The organism is Cupriavidus sp. BIS7 (assembly GCF_000292345.1).
In the GTDB taxonomy this organism is placed as follows: domain Bacteria; phylum Pseudomonadota; class Gammaproteobacteria; order Burkholderiales; family Burkholderiaceae; genus Cupriavidus.
Map to the genome: position 1 here is coordinate 50,854 of NZ_ALOU01000071.1, position 15,186 is coordinate 66,039.

General features: G+C 64.4%; 11 protein-coding genes. 8 read left to right on the forward strand and 3 right to left on the reverse strand.

Annotated elements, in window-relative coordinates; translation table 11 throughout:
• Positions 1–77: 77 nt before the first annotated feature.
• Positions 78–2,882 carry a DNA polymerase I gene (gene polA / locus B552_RS0122680; RefSeq protein ID WP_026035951.1) on the reverse strand — a complete coding sequence of 935 codons (2,805 nt, stop codon included), beginning with the start codon at positions 2,880–2,882 and terminating at the stop codon, positions 78–80.
• A gap of 4 nt (positions 2,883–2,886) precedes the next feature.
• Between polA and B552_RS27825 the strand changes: the two genes are divergently transcribed.
• The 4 genes from B552_RS27825 (at position 2,887) to B552_RS0122700 (ending at position 6,400) form a co-directional block, all read left to right on the forward strand.
• Positions 2,887–3,834, forward strand: a complete 948-nt coding sequence (locus B552_RS27825) for a TIGR00730 family Rossman fold protein (protein WP_026035952.1) — start codon at positions 2,887–2,889, stop codon at positions 3,832–3,834.
• Positions 3,835–4,009: 175 nt separating this feature from the next.
• Positions 4,010–4,432: a membrane protein gene (locus B552_RS0122690; protein WP_026035953.1), complete on the forward strand. Its 423-nt coding sequence runs from the start codon at positions 4,010–4,012 to the stop codon at positions 4,430–4,432.
• A gap of 171 nt (positions 4,433–4,603) precedes the next feature.
• Positions 4,604–5,590: a homoserine kinase gene (locus tag B552_RS0122695; RefSeq protein ID WP_026035954.1), complete on the forward strand. Its 987-nt coding sequence runs from the start codon at positions 4,604–4,606 to the stop codon at positions 5,588–5,590.
• A gap of 6 nt (positions 5,591–5,596) precedes the next feature.
• A complete protein-coding gene (locus tag B552_RS0122700) occupies positions 5,597–6,400 on the forward strand; it encodes a BPSS1780 family membrane protein (protein WP_019451354.1) in 804 nt (267 codons plus the stop codon).
• Positions 6,401–6,450: 50 nt separating this feature from the next.
• Here the strand turns inward: B552_RS0122700 and B552_RS0122705 are convergent, their stop codons facing one another.
• Positions 6,451–8,814 (reverse strand): UvrD-helicase domain-containing protein, encoded by a 2,364-nt coding sequence (locus B552_RS0122705; RefSeq protein ID WP_019451355.1) that lies wholly within the window; start codon positions 8,812–8,814, stop codon positions 6,451–6,453.
• A gap of 221 nt (positions 8,815–9,035) precedes the next feature.
• Here B552_RS0122705 and B552_RS0122710 point away from each other — a divergent pair, with 221 nt between their 5' ends.
• Entirely contained in the window at positions 9,036–11,903 is a 2,868-nt protein-coding gene (locus B552_RS0122710; protein WP_019451356.1) for a valine--tRNA ligase, read from the forward strand.
• A 105-nt stretch (positions 11,904–12,008) separates the two neighbouring features.
• Entirely contained in the window at positions 12,009–12,890 is an 882-nt protein-coding gene (galU, locus tag B552_RS0122715; RefSeq protein WP_019451357.1) for a UTP--glucose-1-phosphate uridylyltransferase GalU, read from the forward strand.
• 110 nt (positions 12,891–13,000) lie between these two features.
• Here the strand turns inward: galU and B552_RS0122720 are convergent, their stop codons facing one another.
• On the reverse strand, positions 13,001–13,321 hold the full coding sequence (locus B552_RS0122720; RefSeq protein WP_019451358.1) for a hypothetical protein: 321 nt from the start codon (positions 13,319–13,321) through the stop codon (positions 13,001–13,003).
• A gap of 176 nt (positions 13,322–13,497) precedes the next feature.
• Between B552_RS0122720 and B552_RS0122725 the strand changes: the two genes are divergently transcribed.
• A complete protein-coding gene (locus tag B552_RS0122725) occupies positions 13,498–14,277 on the forward strand; it encodes a gamma-glutamylcyclotransferase (RefSeq protein WP_019451359.1) in 780 nt (259 codons plus the stop codon).
• 20 nt (positions 14,278–14,297) lie between these two features.
• The gene (locus B552_RS0122730) at positions 14,298–15,110 is read left to right on the forward strand and encodes an ankyrin repeat domain-containing protein (protein WP_157160325.1); all 813 of its coding nucleotides are present in this window, start codon (positions 14,298–14,300) and stop codon (positions 15,108–15,110) included.
• Positions 15,111–15,186 lie beyond the last annotated feature (76 nt).

Here is a 15,186-nt window from a genome sequence, read left to right on the forward strand (position 1 = left end):
GCATACATCGGCATCGCACGGAAGACAGCCACGGTGGGCTGTCAGTGAGCGGCCATCAGTGGGCCGTCAGTGGGCTGTCAGTGCGCTTCTTCCCAGTTAGCGCCACTGCCCACTTCGGCCACCAGCGGCACCTTGAGGCTGGCCACCGAGCACATCAGTTCGGGCAGTTTGGTCTTGACCAGTTCGAATTCGGCTTGCGGCACCTCGAGCACCAGTTCGTCATGCACCTGCATGATCTGGCGCGTACCGAGCTTCCCGGCCTCGATCCAGTCCTGCACGGCAATCATCGAGAGCTTGATCAGGTCGGCGGCCGTGCCCTGCATCGGTGCGTTGATGGCCGCACGCTCTGCGGCCTGCCGGCGCGGGCCGTTACCGCCGTTGATGTCCGGCAGCCACAGACGGCGACCAAACACGGTTTCGACATAGCCCTGCTCGCGCGCCGTCTGGCGCGTCTGCTCCATGTAGTGGGCCACGCCCGGGTAACGCATGAAGTAGCGGTCGATGTAGTGTTTGGCCGCCTCGCGCTCGATGCCAAGATTGCTGGCCAGACCGAATGCGCTCATGCCATAGATCAGGCCGAAGTTGATCACCTTGGCATAGCGGCGCTGCTCGCTGTTCACCGCCTCGCGCTCCACGCCGAAGATCTCCCCGGCCGTCGCTCGGTGGATGTCCTCGCCATTTGCAAACGCGCGCAGCAGGTTCTCGTCACCCGAGATATGCGCCATGATGCGCAGTTCGATCTGCGAATAGTCTGCCGAGACAATCACGTTGCCCGGCGCGGCAATGAACGCTTCACGAATGCGGCGCCCTTCCTCGGTACGCACCGGAATGTTCTGCAGGTTCGGATCGGTCGATGCCAGGCGGCCAGTCACAGCGGTGGCCTGGCCGTAGCTCGTGTGCACGCGTCCGGTGTTTGGGTTGACCATCTTCGGCAGCTTGTCCGTATAGGTCGACTTCAGCTTGGACAGGCCACGATAATCCAGCAGCAGCTTCGGCAGCGGATAGTCCTCCGCCAGCTTCTGCAGCACCTCCTCGTCGGTCGACGGCGCGCCGCTCGCGGTCTTCTTGACCACCGGCAGCTTCATCTGGCCGAACAGGATCTCGCCGATCTGCTTCGGCGAGCCCAGGTTGAACGGCTGGCCCGCTGCCTCGTGCGCGGCGCGCTCCGTTTCCATCATGCGCTGCCCAAGCTCGGCGCTCTGCGTCGCCAGGCGCTCCGCATCGATCAGCACGCCGTTGCGCTCGATCTTCTGCAGCACCACCGAGACCGGAATCTCGATCTGCTCGTAGACGTACTTCAGGCCCTCGGCTTCCTCAAGCCTGGGCAGCATCTTGCGGTGCAGGCGCAGCGTCACATCCGCATCTTCTGCCGCGTACTCGGTGGCACGCTGCAGGTCGATCTGGTCGAAGCCGATCTGGCTGGCACCCTTGCCGCAGACCTCTTCGTACGTGATCGTCTTCAGGCTCAGCAGGCGCTCGGCCAGGCTATCCATGCCGTGATTGCGGTGCGATGCCAGCACGTAGCTTTCGAGCATCGTGTCGTGCGTCACGCCACGCAGCGATACGCCGTGGTTGGCAAACACGTGCACGTCGTACTTCAGGTGCTGGCCGAGCTTCGGCCGCGATGGATCTTCGAGCCATGCACGCATCCGCTCCAGCACGGACTCGCGAGAGAGCTGGCCATGATTTTCCAGGCCTGCGACGTCGGGGCCGCGATGCGCCACCGGGATATAGGCCGCCTCGCCCGGTTCGACGGAAACCGAAATGCCGACCAGTTGCGCCTGCATCGGATCAAGCGAGGTCGTCTCCGTGTCGATGGCAACGAGCGGCGCGTCGACCAGCTTCTGCATCCACTCGTCCAGCGCCGCTTCGGTCGTCACGGTCTCGTACCGGATCTCGGCCGGCGGCAAGTCTTCGGCAGGCGCCTCCTCGTGCGCGGGGGCATCGAACAACCCGCCCTGCGCCGGCGCAGGCTTTGGCGCGGCGCGCGCGGCGGCGCGTGCATTCGGCAGCGATTCACCGGATGCCTCGCGCAGCCACGTCTTGAAGCCATAGCGCTGGAAGAACGCAATCAGCTTTTCCTTGTCCTCGCCAAGGCCGTGCAACGCGTGGAAATCGGCCACCGCCCCGCTCAGGTCGCAATCGGTCTTGACCGTGACCAGCTCGCGCGCACGCGGCAGCCACTCGAGCGTGTTACGCAGGTTCTCGCCGACCACGCCCTTGATCTTGTCGGCATTGGTCATGATGTCGTCGAGCGTGCCGTACTCCGTCAGCCATTTGACCGCGGTCTTCGGGCCAACCTTCGGTACGCCGGGCACGTTGTCCACCGCGTCACCGATCAACGACAGATAGTCGACAATGCGTTCGGGCGGCACGCCGAACTTCGTCTGCACGCCGGGCGGGTCAAGGACTTCGCCGCTCATCGTGTTGACCAGCGTGACGGTTCCATTGACAAGCTGCGCCAGATCCTTGTCGCCGGTGGAAACCACGGTGTTCACGCCCTGGCCCGTAGCCTGGAGCGCCAGCGTGCCGATCACGTCGTCCGCTTCCACGCCCTCCACGACCACGATCGGCCAGCCCAGCGCGCGCACGGCTTCGTGGATCGGCTCGATCTGCCTGGCAAGGTCCTCGGGCATCGACGGTCGATGCTCCTTGTATGCCGGATAGAGATCATCGCGGAACGTCTTGCCCTTGGCGTCGAACACGCAGGCGATATACTGTGCCGGGTAATCGTTGCGCAGCTTGCGCAACATGTTGATCATGCCGTAGATTGCCCCTGTGGGCAGACCTTCGCCATTCCTCAGGTCCGGCAGAGCGTGATACGCGCGATATAGATAGCTCGACCCATCGACGAGCAAGAGTGTTTTTGGACTATCCGACATTCCCATGGACTCTAAATTGACTGGTGCCCCCGCAGGCGGTGCTGACGCCGCCCCCCTTGCCGATACGGATGTTGCTGATATTTCCGGTGACACGGTGAATCCGCGGCCCGAGAAAGCCGCCGCTCATGCTGCCGCCATCGCCGCCAAGGCCGATGCCGCTGCGGCTGGCAAGAACCCCGAAGCGCAGGAAGCTGCCGCTCGTGCTGCGGCGGCGCGCGCAAATCCGCGCAAGATGATCCCGAGCCTGCGTGCGCTGGCCGATGAAGACCGCGCAACGGCCAAGAAGGCACGCGCCTCGTGGCAAATGTTCACGATTATGGCAGAGTTCATCGAGGCGACCGAGTACCTCTCGGAGATCCGCCCTGCCGTCTCGATCTATGGCAGCGCGCGCCTGCGGGAAGACTCCCCTTATTACCAGAAGACGATCGAGATCGCCCGGCTGTTCTCGGACGCCGGCTTCGCGGTCATCTCCGGCGGCGGCCCCGGCATCATGGAGGCCGCCAACAAAGGCGCGCACGCGGGCAAATCCGCCAGCGTCGGCCTGAACATCGAACTGCCGCACGAACAGCAGGGCAATCCGTATCAGGACATTGCCATGCGGTTCCGCCACTTCTTCACGCGCAAGGTCACCTTCGTCAAGAACTCGGACGCATTCATCGTCATGCCGGGCGGCTTCGGCACGCTCGACGAACTGGCCGAAGTGCTGACGCTGGTACAAACCGGCAAGTCGCGTGCGGTGCCTGTGGTGATGTACGGCAGCCGCTTCTGGAAGGGGCTGCTCGACTGGTTCCGCTTCACGCTGCTGCCGATGGGCCTGATCGCCGAGCACGATCTTGACCTGATGAAGATCGTCGACGAGCCGCAGGAAGTGCTCGAGGCCGTCTATGAGTACTACGAGAAGCGCGGCGGCGACCACCCGATTCCGCCCAAGGAAGAAATGTTTTATCTGTAAGGCATGGCTTGCCGGCGGCGACACCGGCGGGTGGACACAAGGCCACGAGAGCGGCCCGGAAACGACAGGAATTGCTAGAATGGAAGCGTTTTCCTGCCAGACCCGGCGCCGCCGGGCAGCGCAGGTCCAATTCGCGCCGCGCGGGGCCGCCTGCCCGCGCGCACAGGAGCCCCAGATGACTTCCCCTTCGCAACCGGGTGCCAGGCTTGCCGATCTCCAGATGGCCATTGGACGCCATGGGTACCTGCTCGCGCTTGCCGCAACCGTGCTGGCGCTGACAGTGACCACCCATGCCGCGGCTCAGGGCAACTCGGAGAGCAGCAACGCGCTGACTCAGCAGGAGCTGAATCAGATCAACAACCAGCCGATCACCAAGGCTTCCAAGAGCGAGCTGAACAAGCCCCGGGAGCCGAGCTTCGTGCTGCGCGAGCGTGATGGCACGCAGGTCACCGAGTACCGCAACAAGGGGCGGGCCACCGATATCCAGGTACAGTCCGGCTTCGGCACCAAGTATGAAATGAGCAAGCCCGAAGACAGTTCGCCCGCGATTCGTGACCACGACGTGAATCGTGTTCCGTCGGTCAACCTGAAGTTCTGACCGGCGCGTATTACCCAGATTTACCCAGTTAGTCTTTTCACCCACGATCCTCGCCGGGCATGGTGCCCGGTGAAGGTCGCGCCGGCCCTCCGGCAGTGATGCCGCGGCGGCAGACCGCCATTGCCATCCGCCTTCGGTCTGTCGCGTTCCGATTCGCACCAACAAAACAGTATGGCCGTTTTCACCACGGTCTCGCAGGACGAGATCGCCCGCTGGCTGCTTGACTACGACCTTGGCGAAGTGCGCGCGCTGCGCGGCATCGCCTCGGGCATCGAGAACAGCAATTTCTTTCTGACCATGGAGCAGGACGGCGTCACGCACGAGTACGTGCTGACGATCTTCGAGCGGTTGCGCTTCGAGCAATTGCCGTACTACCTGCACCTGATGGACCATCTGGCACGCCATGACATCAGCGTGCCCGCACCGATGCCCGCCCGCGACGGCGAGATCCTGCGCGAGCTGAAGGGCAAGCCGGCGACCATCGTCACGCGCCTGCCTGGTGCCTCGCAACTGGCGCCGCAGGCCGATCATTGCGCCGAAGTCGGCACGATGCTCGCTCGCATGCACCTTGCCGGCCAGGACTATCCACGCAAGCAGCCGAACCTGCGCAGCCTGGCCTGGTGGCAGCAGACCGCGCCCGAGATCGCCCCGTTCCTCGATACCGCCCAGCGCAAGCTGTTGACCGACGAGATTGCGCATCAGACCGCGTTCTTCGGCAGCGGTGACTACGCCGCCCTGCAAGGCGGCCCCTGCCACTGCGACCTGTTCCGCGATAACGCACTGTTCGATACCGACGCGGCGGGCAAGCACCGGTTGGGCGGCTTCTTCGATTTCTACTTTGCCGGCAACGACAAATGGCTGTTTGACCTTGCCGTCACCGTCAACGACTGGTGCATCGACCTGCCGACCGGCGTGCTGGACCCCGTGCGTGCGCAGGCCATGCTGCGGGCTTATCATGCGGTCAGGCCCCTGACGGCCGTGGAGGCCGCGCACTGGCAGGACATGCTGCGCGCCGGCGCGCTGCGTTTCTGGGTTTCACGCCTGTGGGACTTCTACCTGCCGCGTGAGGCCGACATGCTCCAGCCGCACGATCCGACCCATTTCGAACGCATCCTGCGCCACCGCATCGACGACGCTGCAGCGCTCCCCTGGATCTGATTCCCCATGCAACTACTGGAAGTTTCCGCCAAGGAAGGCTACGTCTGGTTCCGCCAGGGCATCTGGCTGTTCCGCAAGAATCCGCTTGCGTTCCTGATGCTGCTGTTCATCTATCTGCTGGCCGCGCAGCTGGCCGTCTTCGTGCCACTGTTCGGCATCATCGCGCTGCTGGTCTTCACGCCGGGGCTGTCCGTTGGCGTGATGACCGCGTGCCGCGATGTCATTCAGAGCAAGCGCGTCCTGCCCACGGTGCTGGTGGCAGGCTTCCGCTCGAACGGCAAGCAGGCCACCCGCAACCTGCTGGTGCTGGGCGCCATCTATGCGGTGCTGGTATTCGCGCTGAGCTTCATTGCCACGGCCGCGGTTGATATCAGCGCGCTGGCGCCGATGGTACTCAAGGGCGAGGAGCCCTCCGGCGAGGCGATCCGTCAGCTGTATTACGCGCTGCTGATTGGCGCACTGCTGTACACGCCTGTGGCAATGATGTTCTGGTTCGCGCCGATGCTCTCGGCCTGGCACGGCGTGCCGCCCGTCAAGGCGCTCTTCTTCAGCTGGACCGCCTGCTGGCGCAATCGCGGCGCGTTCTTCACGTACGCAATGTTGTTCGCTCTGCTGCTGGTGGCTGTGCCGCTGTTCCTGGAGGCGGTGTTTGCGTCGTTTGGCGGGGAGACCGTGCTGTCGTTCCTGATCACGCCGTACTCGCTGCTGATGCTGGCGATCCTCTACTGCTCGTTCTACGCCACGTACCGCGGCTGCTTCAATATCGTGCCGCCGGGGGAGACGGCGGATGACAGCGTAGCGCAGTCCTGATTTGTTGCTCCGCTCTCCTGCGTGCGGGAGAGCGGAGCAACAACCAATCCTCACTCGATCACATCCAGCTTTGCCACCGAGAGCGCCAGCCACTTGGCGCCATGGCGCTTGAAATCGATGTTGGCGCGCGCATCGGCACCCTCGCCTTCCAGCGCCTTGATCTTGCCTTCCCCGAACTTGTTGTGGAACACGCTCTGGCCCACGCGGAATCCGGTGGCTGCCGCGCGCTTTTCCTCCGCGTAGGTCTTGCCGGTATCCATGCCGCCGGTCGGCTTGCCGCCCGTGTACGGCACGTCCTCCGCGCGTTTGAACCAGTCGCGGCCCCACGCGCTTTCCCGCTCCGATGACTGGCGCCCGCCGCCGGTACCGTAGGCGCCATAGGCCTGGCCCTGCGGCGTGATCCATTTCAACGACGACTCGGGCAGTTCCTCGAAAAAGCGCGAGCGCACGTGATAGCGCATCTGGCCATGCAGCACCCGGCTCTGCGCGAACGACATATAGAGCCGCTCGCGGGCCCGCGTGATGGCCACATACATCAGGCGGCGTTCTTCCTCCAGGCCATCGGCCTCCATCGCGCTGTTCTCATGGGGGAACAGCCCTTCTTCCAGCCCGGTGATGAACACCACGTTGAACTCGAGCCCCTTGGCCGCGTGCACGGTCATCATCTGCACGGCGTCCTGTCCGGCCTGGGCCTGGTTGTCGCCGGCTTCCAGCGACGCATGGGTCAGGAACGCCACCAGCGGCGTCATCACCACCGGGAGCTGCTCGGGATCGAGAACCTGCTGATCCTGGTCGCCCTGCGCCAGCGCCGGTGCGGCATCGCGATTCACGGGCAGCATGCGCGCGAGCGCTTCCAGCCCGTAGCCTTCTTCCACCACGAATGCCTGGGCCGCAGTCACCAGTTCCTGCAAGTTCTCGATGCGGTCCTGGCCTTCCTTTTCGGTCTGGTAGTGCGTGATCAGGCCGCTCGTGTTGGTCACGTACTCGACCGTCTGCGCCAGCGTCATCCGGTTGGTCTCGGCGCGCATCTGTTCGATCAGGCGAATGAACGCCCCCAGCGAACTGCCCGCCTTGCCCGGAACGTAGGCCACGGCCTCGGCCAGCGAGCAGTTGTACTGGCGCGCCGCGTCCTGCAGCACTTCAAGTGATTTCGCGCCAATGCCGCGTGTCGGGAAGTTGACCACGCGGCCAAACGCGGCATCGTTGCGCGGGTTCTCGATCAATTGCAGGTACGCGAGCGCGTGCTTCACCTCGGCACGCTCGAAGAATCGCAGGCCGCCGTACACGCGATACGGAATGCCCGACGAGAACAGCGCATGCTCGATCACGCGCGATTGCGCGTTGCTGCGGTACAGGATCGCGATCTCCGCACGCGACATGCCCTGCGCGATCTGGTCGCGGATTTCCTCGACGATCCACGATGCCTCCTGGCCGTCCGAGCCGGCCTGGAACACGCGCACCTGCTCGCCGTGCCCGGCATCCGTACGCAGGTTCTTGCCAAGCCGCCGTGCGTTGTGCGAGATCAGGTGGTTGGCCGAATCCAGGATGTGCCCGTGCGAGCGGTAGTTCTGCTCAAGCTTGATCAGGTGGCGCACGCGGAATTCCTGCTCGAAGTCGCGCATGTTGCCGACGTTCGCGCCACGGAACGCGTAGATGCTCTGGTCGTCGTCACCCACCGCGAACACCGCCGCCGCATTGCCCGAGCCATATCCGGCCAGCAGCTTGAGCCACTGGTACTGCAGCACGTTGGTGTCCTGGAATTCGTCGACGAGGACATGACGGAAGCGATGCTGGTAATGCTGGCGGATCGGGTCGTTGTACCGCAGCAGTTCGTAGCAGCGCAGCAGCAGTTCGGCGAAGTCCACCACGCCCTCGCGCTGGCACTGCTCGTCGTAGGCGGCGTACAGGTCGACAAAGCGGCGATTGAAGTCGTCGTTGGCCTCCACGTCGGCCGGACGCAGGCCCTGCTCCTTGGCGTTGTTGATGAAATACTGCAGGTTCTTGGCCGGATACTTCTCGTCGTCGACGTTGAGCGCCTTGAGCAGCCGCTTGATCGCGGAAAGCTGGTCCTGGGAATCCAGGATCGCAAATGTCTGGGGCAGCCCGGCGTCGCGGAAGTGCGCGCGCAGCATCCGGTTGCACAGGCCGTGGAACGTGCCGATCCACATGCCTCGCGTATTGATCGGCAGCATCGACGACAGCCGTGTCTGCATCTCCTTGGCGGCCTTGTTCGTAAAGGTCACCGCCAGGATGCCGGCCGGCGACACGCGGCCGTTCTGGATCAGCCACGCGATCCGCGTGGTCAGCACACGGGTCTTGCCGCTGCCAGCACCGGCCAGGATCAGGGCCGGCTCGTCAGGTAATGTGACGGCGGCGAGTTGTTCGGCGTTGAGATTGGCGAGCAGGCTGGACATCGGAGCGGGGCCGGAGGGACAGGCCGCAATTATACCGGCGGCCTTCGCCGTTCCCCGCGCCTCGCTTGCCGATACCCGCACCCCGGGCGCCGCTTCCATGGCCCGAAATGCGCACCGGGACCCCGCCTCCCCTATAATTTGACGTTTTCCCGGCCCAACTGCCGCGGCGCGCCGATCCGCCTGCCGGCCAGAGCCCTGACCCGCATACTCGACATCCCAGCATGACCGCAGAAGACCAGTCCCTTGCCAAGAGCTTCGAACCCGCCGCCATCGAGGCGAAATGGGGCCCCGAATGGGAGCGCCGCGGCATTGCCCAGCCCACGTTCGACGCAAATCGCCCCAACTTCGCCATCCAGCTCCCGCCGCCGAATGTGACCGGCACGCTGCACATGGGGCATGCGTTCAACCAGACGATCATGGATGGCCTGACCCGCCATGCCCGTATGCGCGGCGCCAACACGCTGTGGGTGCCGGGCACCGATCACGCCGGTATTGCCACGCAGATCGTGGTGGAGCGCCAGCTGGAGGCGCAGGGTGTATCGCGCCACGATCTGGGCCGCGAGAAGTTCACCGAGAAGGTCTGGGAGTGGAAGGAAGAGTCGGGCTCGACCATCACGCGCCAGGTGCGCCGCATGGGTGCTTCGATCGACTGGACGCGCGAGTACTTCACGATGTCGCCCGACATGTCGAAGGCCGTGACCGAGGTGTTCGTGCGCCTGTTCGAGCAGGGCCTGATCTATCGTGGCAAGCGGCTGGTCAACTGGGACCCGGTGCTCGGCACGGCCGTGTCCGACCTGGAAGTCGACAGCGCCGAGGAAGACGGCTCGCTGTGGCACATCCACTACCCGCTGGCCGAGCCGGACACCGTGCGCGGCCTGACGCACCTGACGGTGGCCACCACCCGCCCCGAAACGATGCTCGGCGACACGGCCGTGATGGTGCACCCCGAGGACGAGCGCTACGCACACCTGATCGGCAAGTTCGTGCACCTGCCGCTGACCGACCGCAAGATCCCGGTGATCGCCGACGAGTACGTCGACCGAGAATTCGGCACCGGCGTGGTCAAGGTAACGCCGGGCCACGACTTCAACGACTATGCGGTGGGCCAGCGCCACAACCTGCCGCAACTGTCGATTCTCACGCTCGACGCGAAAATCGTCGCCGACGCTCCGGCCGCATACGCTGGCATGGACCGCTTCGACGCCCGCAAGAAGATGGTCGAGGACCTTGAAACACAGGGCCTGCTGGGCGAAGTCAAGAAGCACAAGCTGATGGTGCCGCGCAGCGAGCGCACCAGCAGCGTGATCGAGCCGATGCTGACCGACCAGTGGTTCGTGGCCATGAGCAAGCCCGCGCCGGAAGGCACGTACTTCCCGGGCCGCTCGATCGCCGAAGTCGCGCTCGAAGCCGTGCAGAGCGGCGAGATCAAGCTCGTCCCCGAGAACTGGATCAACACGTACAACCAGTGGCTGGGCAACATCCAGGACTGGTGTATCAGCCGCCAGCTCTGGTGGGGTCATCAGATTCCGGCCTGGTACGACGATGCCGGCAACTGTTTCGTGGCGCGCACCGAAGAGGAAGCACGCGCCAAGGCACAAGCCGCCGGCAGCACCGGCGCGCTGCGCCGCGAGGAAGACGTGCTCGACACGTGGTTCTCGTCCGCGCTGGTTCCGTTCTCGTCGCTGGGCTGGCCCGCGGAAACGCCCGAACTGAAGCACTTCCTGCCGTCGTCGGTCCTGGTCACCGGCTACGACATCATCTTCTTCTGGGTGGCGCGCATGGTCATGATGACCAAGCACTTCACCGGCAAGGTGCCGTTCCATACCGTGTACGTGCACGGCCTGGTGCGCGACTCCGAAGGCAAGAAGATGAGCAAGTCCGAAGGCAACACGCTTGACCCGGTGGACCTGATCGACGGCATCGACCTCGATCCGCTGCTCAAGAAGCGCACCACCGGGCTGCGTCGTCCGAAGGATGCGCCGAAGGTCGAGTCCAGGACGAAAAAGGAATTCCCGGACGGCATTCCCGCGTTCGGCGCCGATGCGCTGCGCTTCACGTTTGCGTCGCTGGCCACGCTGGGCCGCAACATCAATTTCGATACGGGCCGCTGCGAGGGCTACCGCAACTTCTGCAACAAGCTCTGGAACGCCACGCGCTTCGTGCTGATGAACACCGAGGGCCAGGACTGCGGCATGGGCCCGTGCAGCAACGACTGCGGCCCGGATGGCTACCTGCACTTCTCGCAGGCTGACCGCTGGATCGTATCGCTGCTGCAGCGCGTGGAAGCGGAAGTCGAAAAGGGCTTTGACGAGTATCGCTTCGACAACATCGCCAGCGCAATCTACAAGTTCGTCTGGGACGAGTATTGCGACTGGTACCTGGAACTGGCCAAGGTGCAGATCCAGACTGGCACGGAAGCCCAGCAGCGCGCCACGCGCCGCACGCTGCTGCGCGTGCTGGAGACGGTGCTGCGCCTGGCACACCCGATCATTCCGTTCATTACCGAAGAACTGTGGCAGAAGGTGGCCCCGCTGGCCGGCCGCGCCAAGGGCGACGGCAGCGAAACGATCGCGACGCAGGAATATCCGCTGCCGGCCATGGCCAAGATCGACGAATCGGCCGAGGCCTGGGTGGCCCAGCTCAAGGCCGTGGTCGATGCCTGCCGCAACCTGCGCGGCGAGATGAATATCTCTCCGGCCCAGCGCATTCCGCTCTATGCTCACGGAGACAGCACGTTCCTGAAGGAAGCGGCAGCGCAGGTGCAGGCGCTGGCCAAGCTTTCCGAGGTCAAGGTATTCGAAGACGACGCCACGCTGCAGAAGGAAGGCGCCGGCGCACCGGTGGCAATCGTTGGCGGCAACCACCTGCTGCTCAAGATCGAGATCGACGTGGCCGCCGAGCGCGCACGTCTGGGCAAGGAAATCGAGCGGATCTCTGGTGAGATCGGCAAGTGCCGCGGCAAGCTGTCCAACGAGAGCTTCGTGGCCAAGGCTCCGCCGGCCGTGGTGGCACAGGAGACCCAGCGTTTGTCCGATTTCGAACAGACACTGACCAAGCTCCAGGATCAACTACAGCGTCTGCCGGCCTGATGTGACGCCACGGTTCCGCTCCGACTGCAACGTCGGACGGAACCGGACAGACGGCATCCCTCCCGTACGGCACGGTAATACACCGGATAAACAAGGAAAGCAGAAATGGAAAATCGCGTCACCAAGGCCGTCTTTCCCGTTGCAGGGCTAGGCACACGATTCCTGCCCGCCACCAAGGCCAGCCCGAAGGAAATGCTGCCGGTGGTCGACAAGCCCCTGATCCAGTACGCCGTGGAAGAAGCCATGGCCGCAGGCATCACCGAGATGATCTTCGTTACCGGGCGCTCCAAGCGGGCCATCGAGGATCATTTCGACAAGGCCTACGAACTGGAAGCGGAGCTTGAGGCCAAGAACAAGCAGGCACTGCTGGACGTGGTGCGTTCGATCAAGCCGGCGAACGTCGAGTGCTACTACGTTCGCCAGCCCGAGGCACTGGGCCTGGGCCACGCGGTGCTGTGCGCCGCCAAGCTCGTTGGCGATACGCCGTTTGCCGTGATGCTCGCCGATGACCTGCTTGACGGCGGCGATGACCTGCCCGTCATGAAGCAGATGGTGGATGTCTACAACCACTACAACTGCTCGGTGCTGGGCGTCGAGGAAATCGCGCCGGAGCAGAGCCGTTCGTACGGCGTGATCGATGGCCGCGAATGGGACGAGCGCGTGATCAAGATGTCGGGCATCGTCGAGAAGCCCGCGCCCGAGAATGCCCCGTCGAACCTTGGCGTGGTGGGCCGCTATATCCTCACGCCGCGCATTTTCGACCATATCCGCGAACTGAAGCCGGGTGCCGGCGGTGAAATCCAGCTCACCGACGCAATCCAGTCGATGCTCGACCAGGAACAGGTGCTGGCTTACCGCTACAAGGGCGTGCGCTTTGACTGCGGCAGCAAGCTTGGCTACCTCAAGGCCACCGTCGAGTTCGCACTCAGGCACCCGGAGGTCCGCGACGAGTTCAGCGCCTATCTGGCACAGCGCGGCGCCAAGTAACGACCCGTTCCGCCCGTTCCCGGCGGAAAGCAAAACCGCCTCGAAAGAGGCGGTTCGTGCACAACGAGAAACCCCACACCACGAGTCGGTGTGGGGTTTTGTTTTTGGGGTCAGAAACTGATTGCCGCGTTGCTGACATCCACGCGCACCTTGTCGCGATCGAGCAACTTGCCAGCGTGGCGGGCGAAGTCCTGCGCCCAGTCCGGATTGCCGGCGAAGCGGCCCTCGCCTGAAAACTTCGCCACGTTCAGGATCTTGTCGATCACAAGCACCTTGCCGACCGGGCTCGACGCCTGGCAGTCCAGCTCCGCGTACTCGCGATCGAACCAGCGCCACGCGGCGTCTTCGGTCACTGCGGCGAGTTCACTGTCGCCCAGCGTGAATTCAAATTCCTTGTCGCCGCCGAACACTACCGTCAGGGTACGCGCCATTACCGGTTCTCCGAAGTTCTCCGAGGATGAGGCCCCCATTGTAGTGACTTGGCATCGGATCCGGACAGCCGGGACGGGGCGCGAACTATTACAGACCGTTGCCTTGTGCACACACCCCACCACGATCTGTGGCTTCCTTGCGACGCATCAATGCGGATTGGATTATGCTTCCACGCATGGCCATCACACGACAGGACCTCGAATCGGACAGGCTGCGCACCTCGCTGTGCAGCACGCCGGTCGCGTCCTCGTTGCTGCCCGAAGCCGATGTGGAGCGCTCGCTCTGCGCAGCGCTTGGGAGCCGGCCCGACACACCCGGCCTGAACGGTGATGTCTGGCTGTTCGGCTACGGATCGCTGATCTGGAACCCGATGGTGGTCCACACGGACCGCAAGGTGGCCACCGTGCATGGCTACCACCGCGGCTTCTACCTCTATTCCCGCATCAACCGTGGCACCTGGGACAACCCGGGGCTCGTGCTCGGCCTCGATCGTGGCGGCTGCTGCACCGGCATGGTGTTTCGCATCCCGAGCCATGTGATCGAACAGGAATTCCGTGTGCTATGGCGCCGGGAAATGCTGACTGGCGCCTATCATCCGCGCTGGCTGCGCGTGAAGCTTGAGGACACGCCGGAAGCGCCCGAGCAGCGCGCACTGGCATTCGTCATGAACCGCGAGCATTCGGCCTATGCGGGCCGCCTGCCCGACGACCGCGTGGTGGCTTGCCTGCGCCATGCCTGCGGCCTCTACGGCCCGGCACGCGAATATCTGCAGCAAACCCTGCTCGGGCTTGCCACCAACGGCGTGGACGACCCCTACCTTGGCCGCCTCTGGCATCAGCTTCAGGCAAGCGACGCGGCCGAAGCGGCCCCGGACGCGGCTGGTGCGGCTACCCGGATTGCAGCCGCCGGCCCGGATGCGGTAGAGGCCACATCCCAACCACACGAAACCGTCTGATCGATCTGTCACCTGCCACCATGACGCGATCCCAGCCCCGTCACCGCCGACAGGCACTCGCCGAGATACTCGGATTGATGGGATTGCTGATGGGCGGAGGACTGCTGGCCGGCCAGGGCGGCCAGACGCTGGCCCGCTCGATGGGCGGCCTGGGTGGCGGCGGCGCTTCTGCCCCAGCGCCTTCGCACGGAGGGCACGCTGGCAACCATTCCCCGCCTTCGCGCGGTGACGGCATTGCCGCGCTCGACCACAACCTGATTACGGCAGCCAGCGTCGGCGACCTTGATCTGGTCAACCGGCTGCTCAAGGCCGGCGCCTCGGCCCAGGCCACCGACGACCGAGGCCGCACCGCGCTGCTCGCCGCGATCTACAACCGCCGCGGGGACATTGCACGCGTACTGATCCAGGCTGGGGCCGATGTCAATCGCAAGGACAGCGAGGCCAACAGCCCGTTCCTGCTGGCGGCTGCTACCAACCAGATCGACGTGGTACGGCTGACGCTGGCGCACGGTGCGGACCTCAACAGCACCGACCGCTACGACGGAACGGCGCTGATTGCCGCAAGCCAGCATGGCAACGTGGAAGTCGTGAAACTGCTGCTCTCCGCCGGAGTGCCCGTCGACCGCGTGAACCAGCTCGGCTGGACCGCGCTGCTCGAGGCCATCATCCTTGGCGATGGAAGCTCACGGTATGAAGATATCGTCCAGGCGCTGCTGGACGCCGGCGCGGACGCCAACCTGGCAGACCGCGACGGCGTCTCGCCCACGCGCCATGCGCGCGAGCGAGGGTACAAGACGATGGTGAAGATGCTGATGCGGTCGCGAGGGCACTGACGCTGCGTCACGCGCAATCGTGAATTGAATCGCCTGCCCTCTCCCCCGCCCCTCTCCCGCACGCGGGAGAGGGGAG

Excerpts from the sequence above, each read along its gene's own strand:
- polA (WP_026035951.1), bottom strand. The coding sequence starts at position 2,882 with ATGTCGGATAGTCCAAAAACACTCTTGCTCGTCGATGGGTCGAGCTAT.
- B552_RS27825 (WP_026035952.1), top strand. The coding sequence starts at position 2,887 with ATGGACTCTAAATTGACTGGTGCCCCCGCAGGCGGTGCTGACGCCGCC.
- B552_RS0122690 (WP_026035953.1), top strand. The coding sequence starts at position 4,010 with ATGACTTCCCCTTCGCAACCGGGTGCCAGGCTTGCCGATCTCCAGATG.
- B552_RS0122695 (WP_026035954.1), top strand. The coding sequence starts at position 4,604 with ATGGCCGTTTTCACCACGGTCTCGCAGGACGAGATCGCCCGCTGGCTG.
- B552_RS0122700 (WP_019451354.1), top strand. The coding sequence starts at position 5,597 with ATGCAACTACTGGAAGTTTCCGCCAAGGAAGGCTACGTCTGGTTCCGC.
- B552_RS0122705 (WP_019451355.1), bottom strand. The coding sequence starts at position 8,814 with ATGTCCAGCCTGCTCGCCAATCTCAACGCCGAACAACTCGCCGCCGTC.
- B552_RS0122710 (WP_019451356.1), top strand. The coding sequence starts at position 9,036 with ATGACCGCAGAAGACCAGTCCCTTGCCAAGAGCTTCGAACCCGCCGCC.
- galU (WP_019451357.1), top strand. The coding sequence starts at position 12,009 with ATGGAAAATCGCGTCACCAAGGCCGTCTTTCCCGTTGCAGGGCTAGGC.
- B552_RS0122720 (WP_019451358.1), bottom strand. The coding sequence starts at position 13,321 with ATGGCGCGTACCCTGACGGTAGTGTTCGGCGGCGACAAGGAATTTGAA.
- B552_RS0122725 (WP_019451359.1), top strand. The coding sequence starts at position 13,498 with ATGGCCATCACACGACAGGACCTCGAATCGGACAGGCTGCGCACCTCG.
- B552_RS0122730 (WP_157160325.1), top strand. The coding sequence starts at position 14,298 with ATGACGCGATCCCAGCCCCGTCACCGCCGACAGGCACTCGCCGAGATA.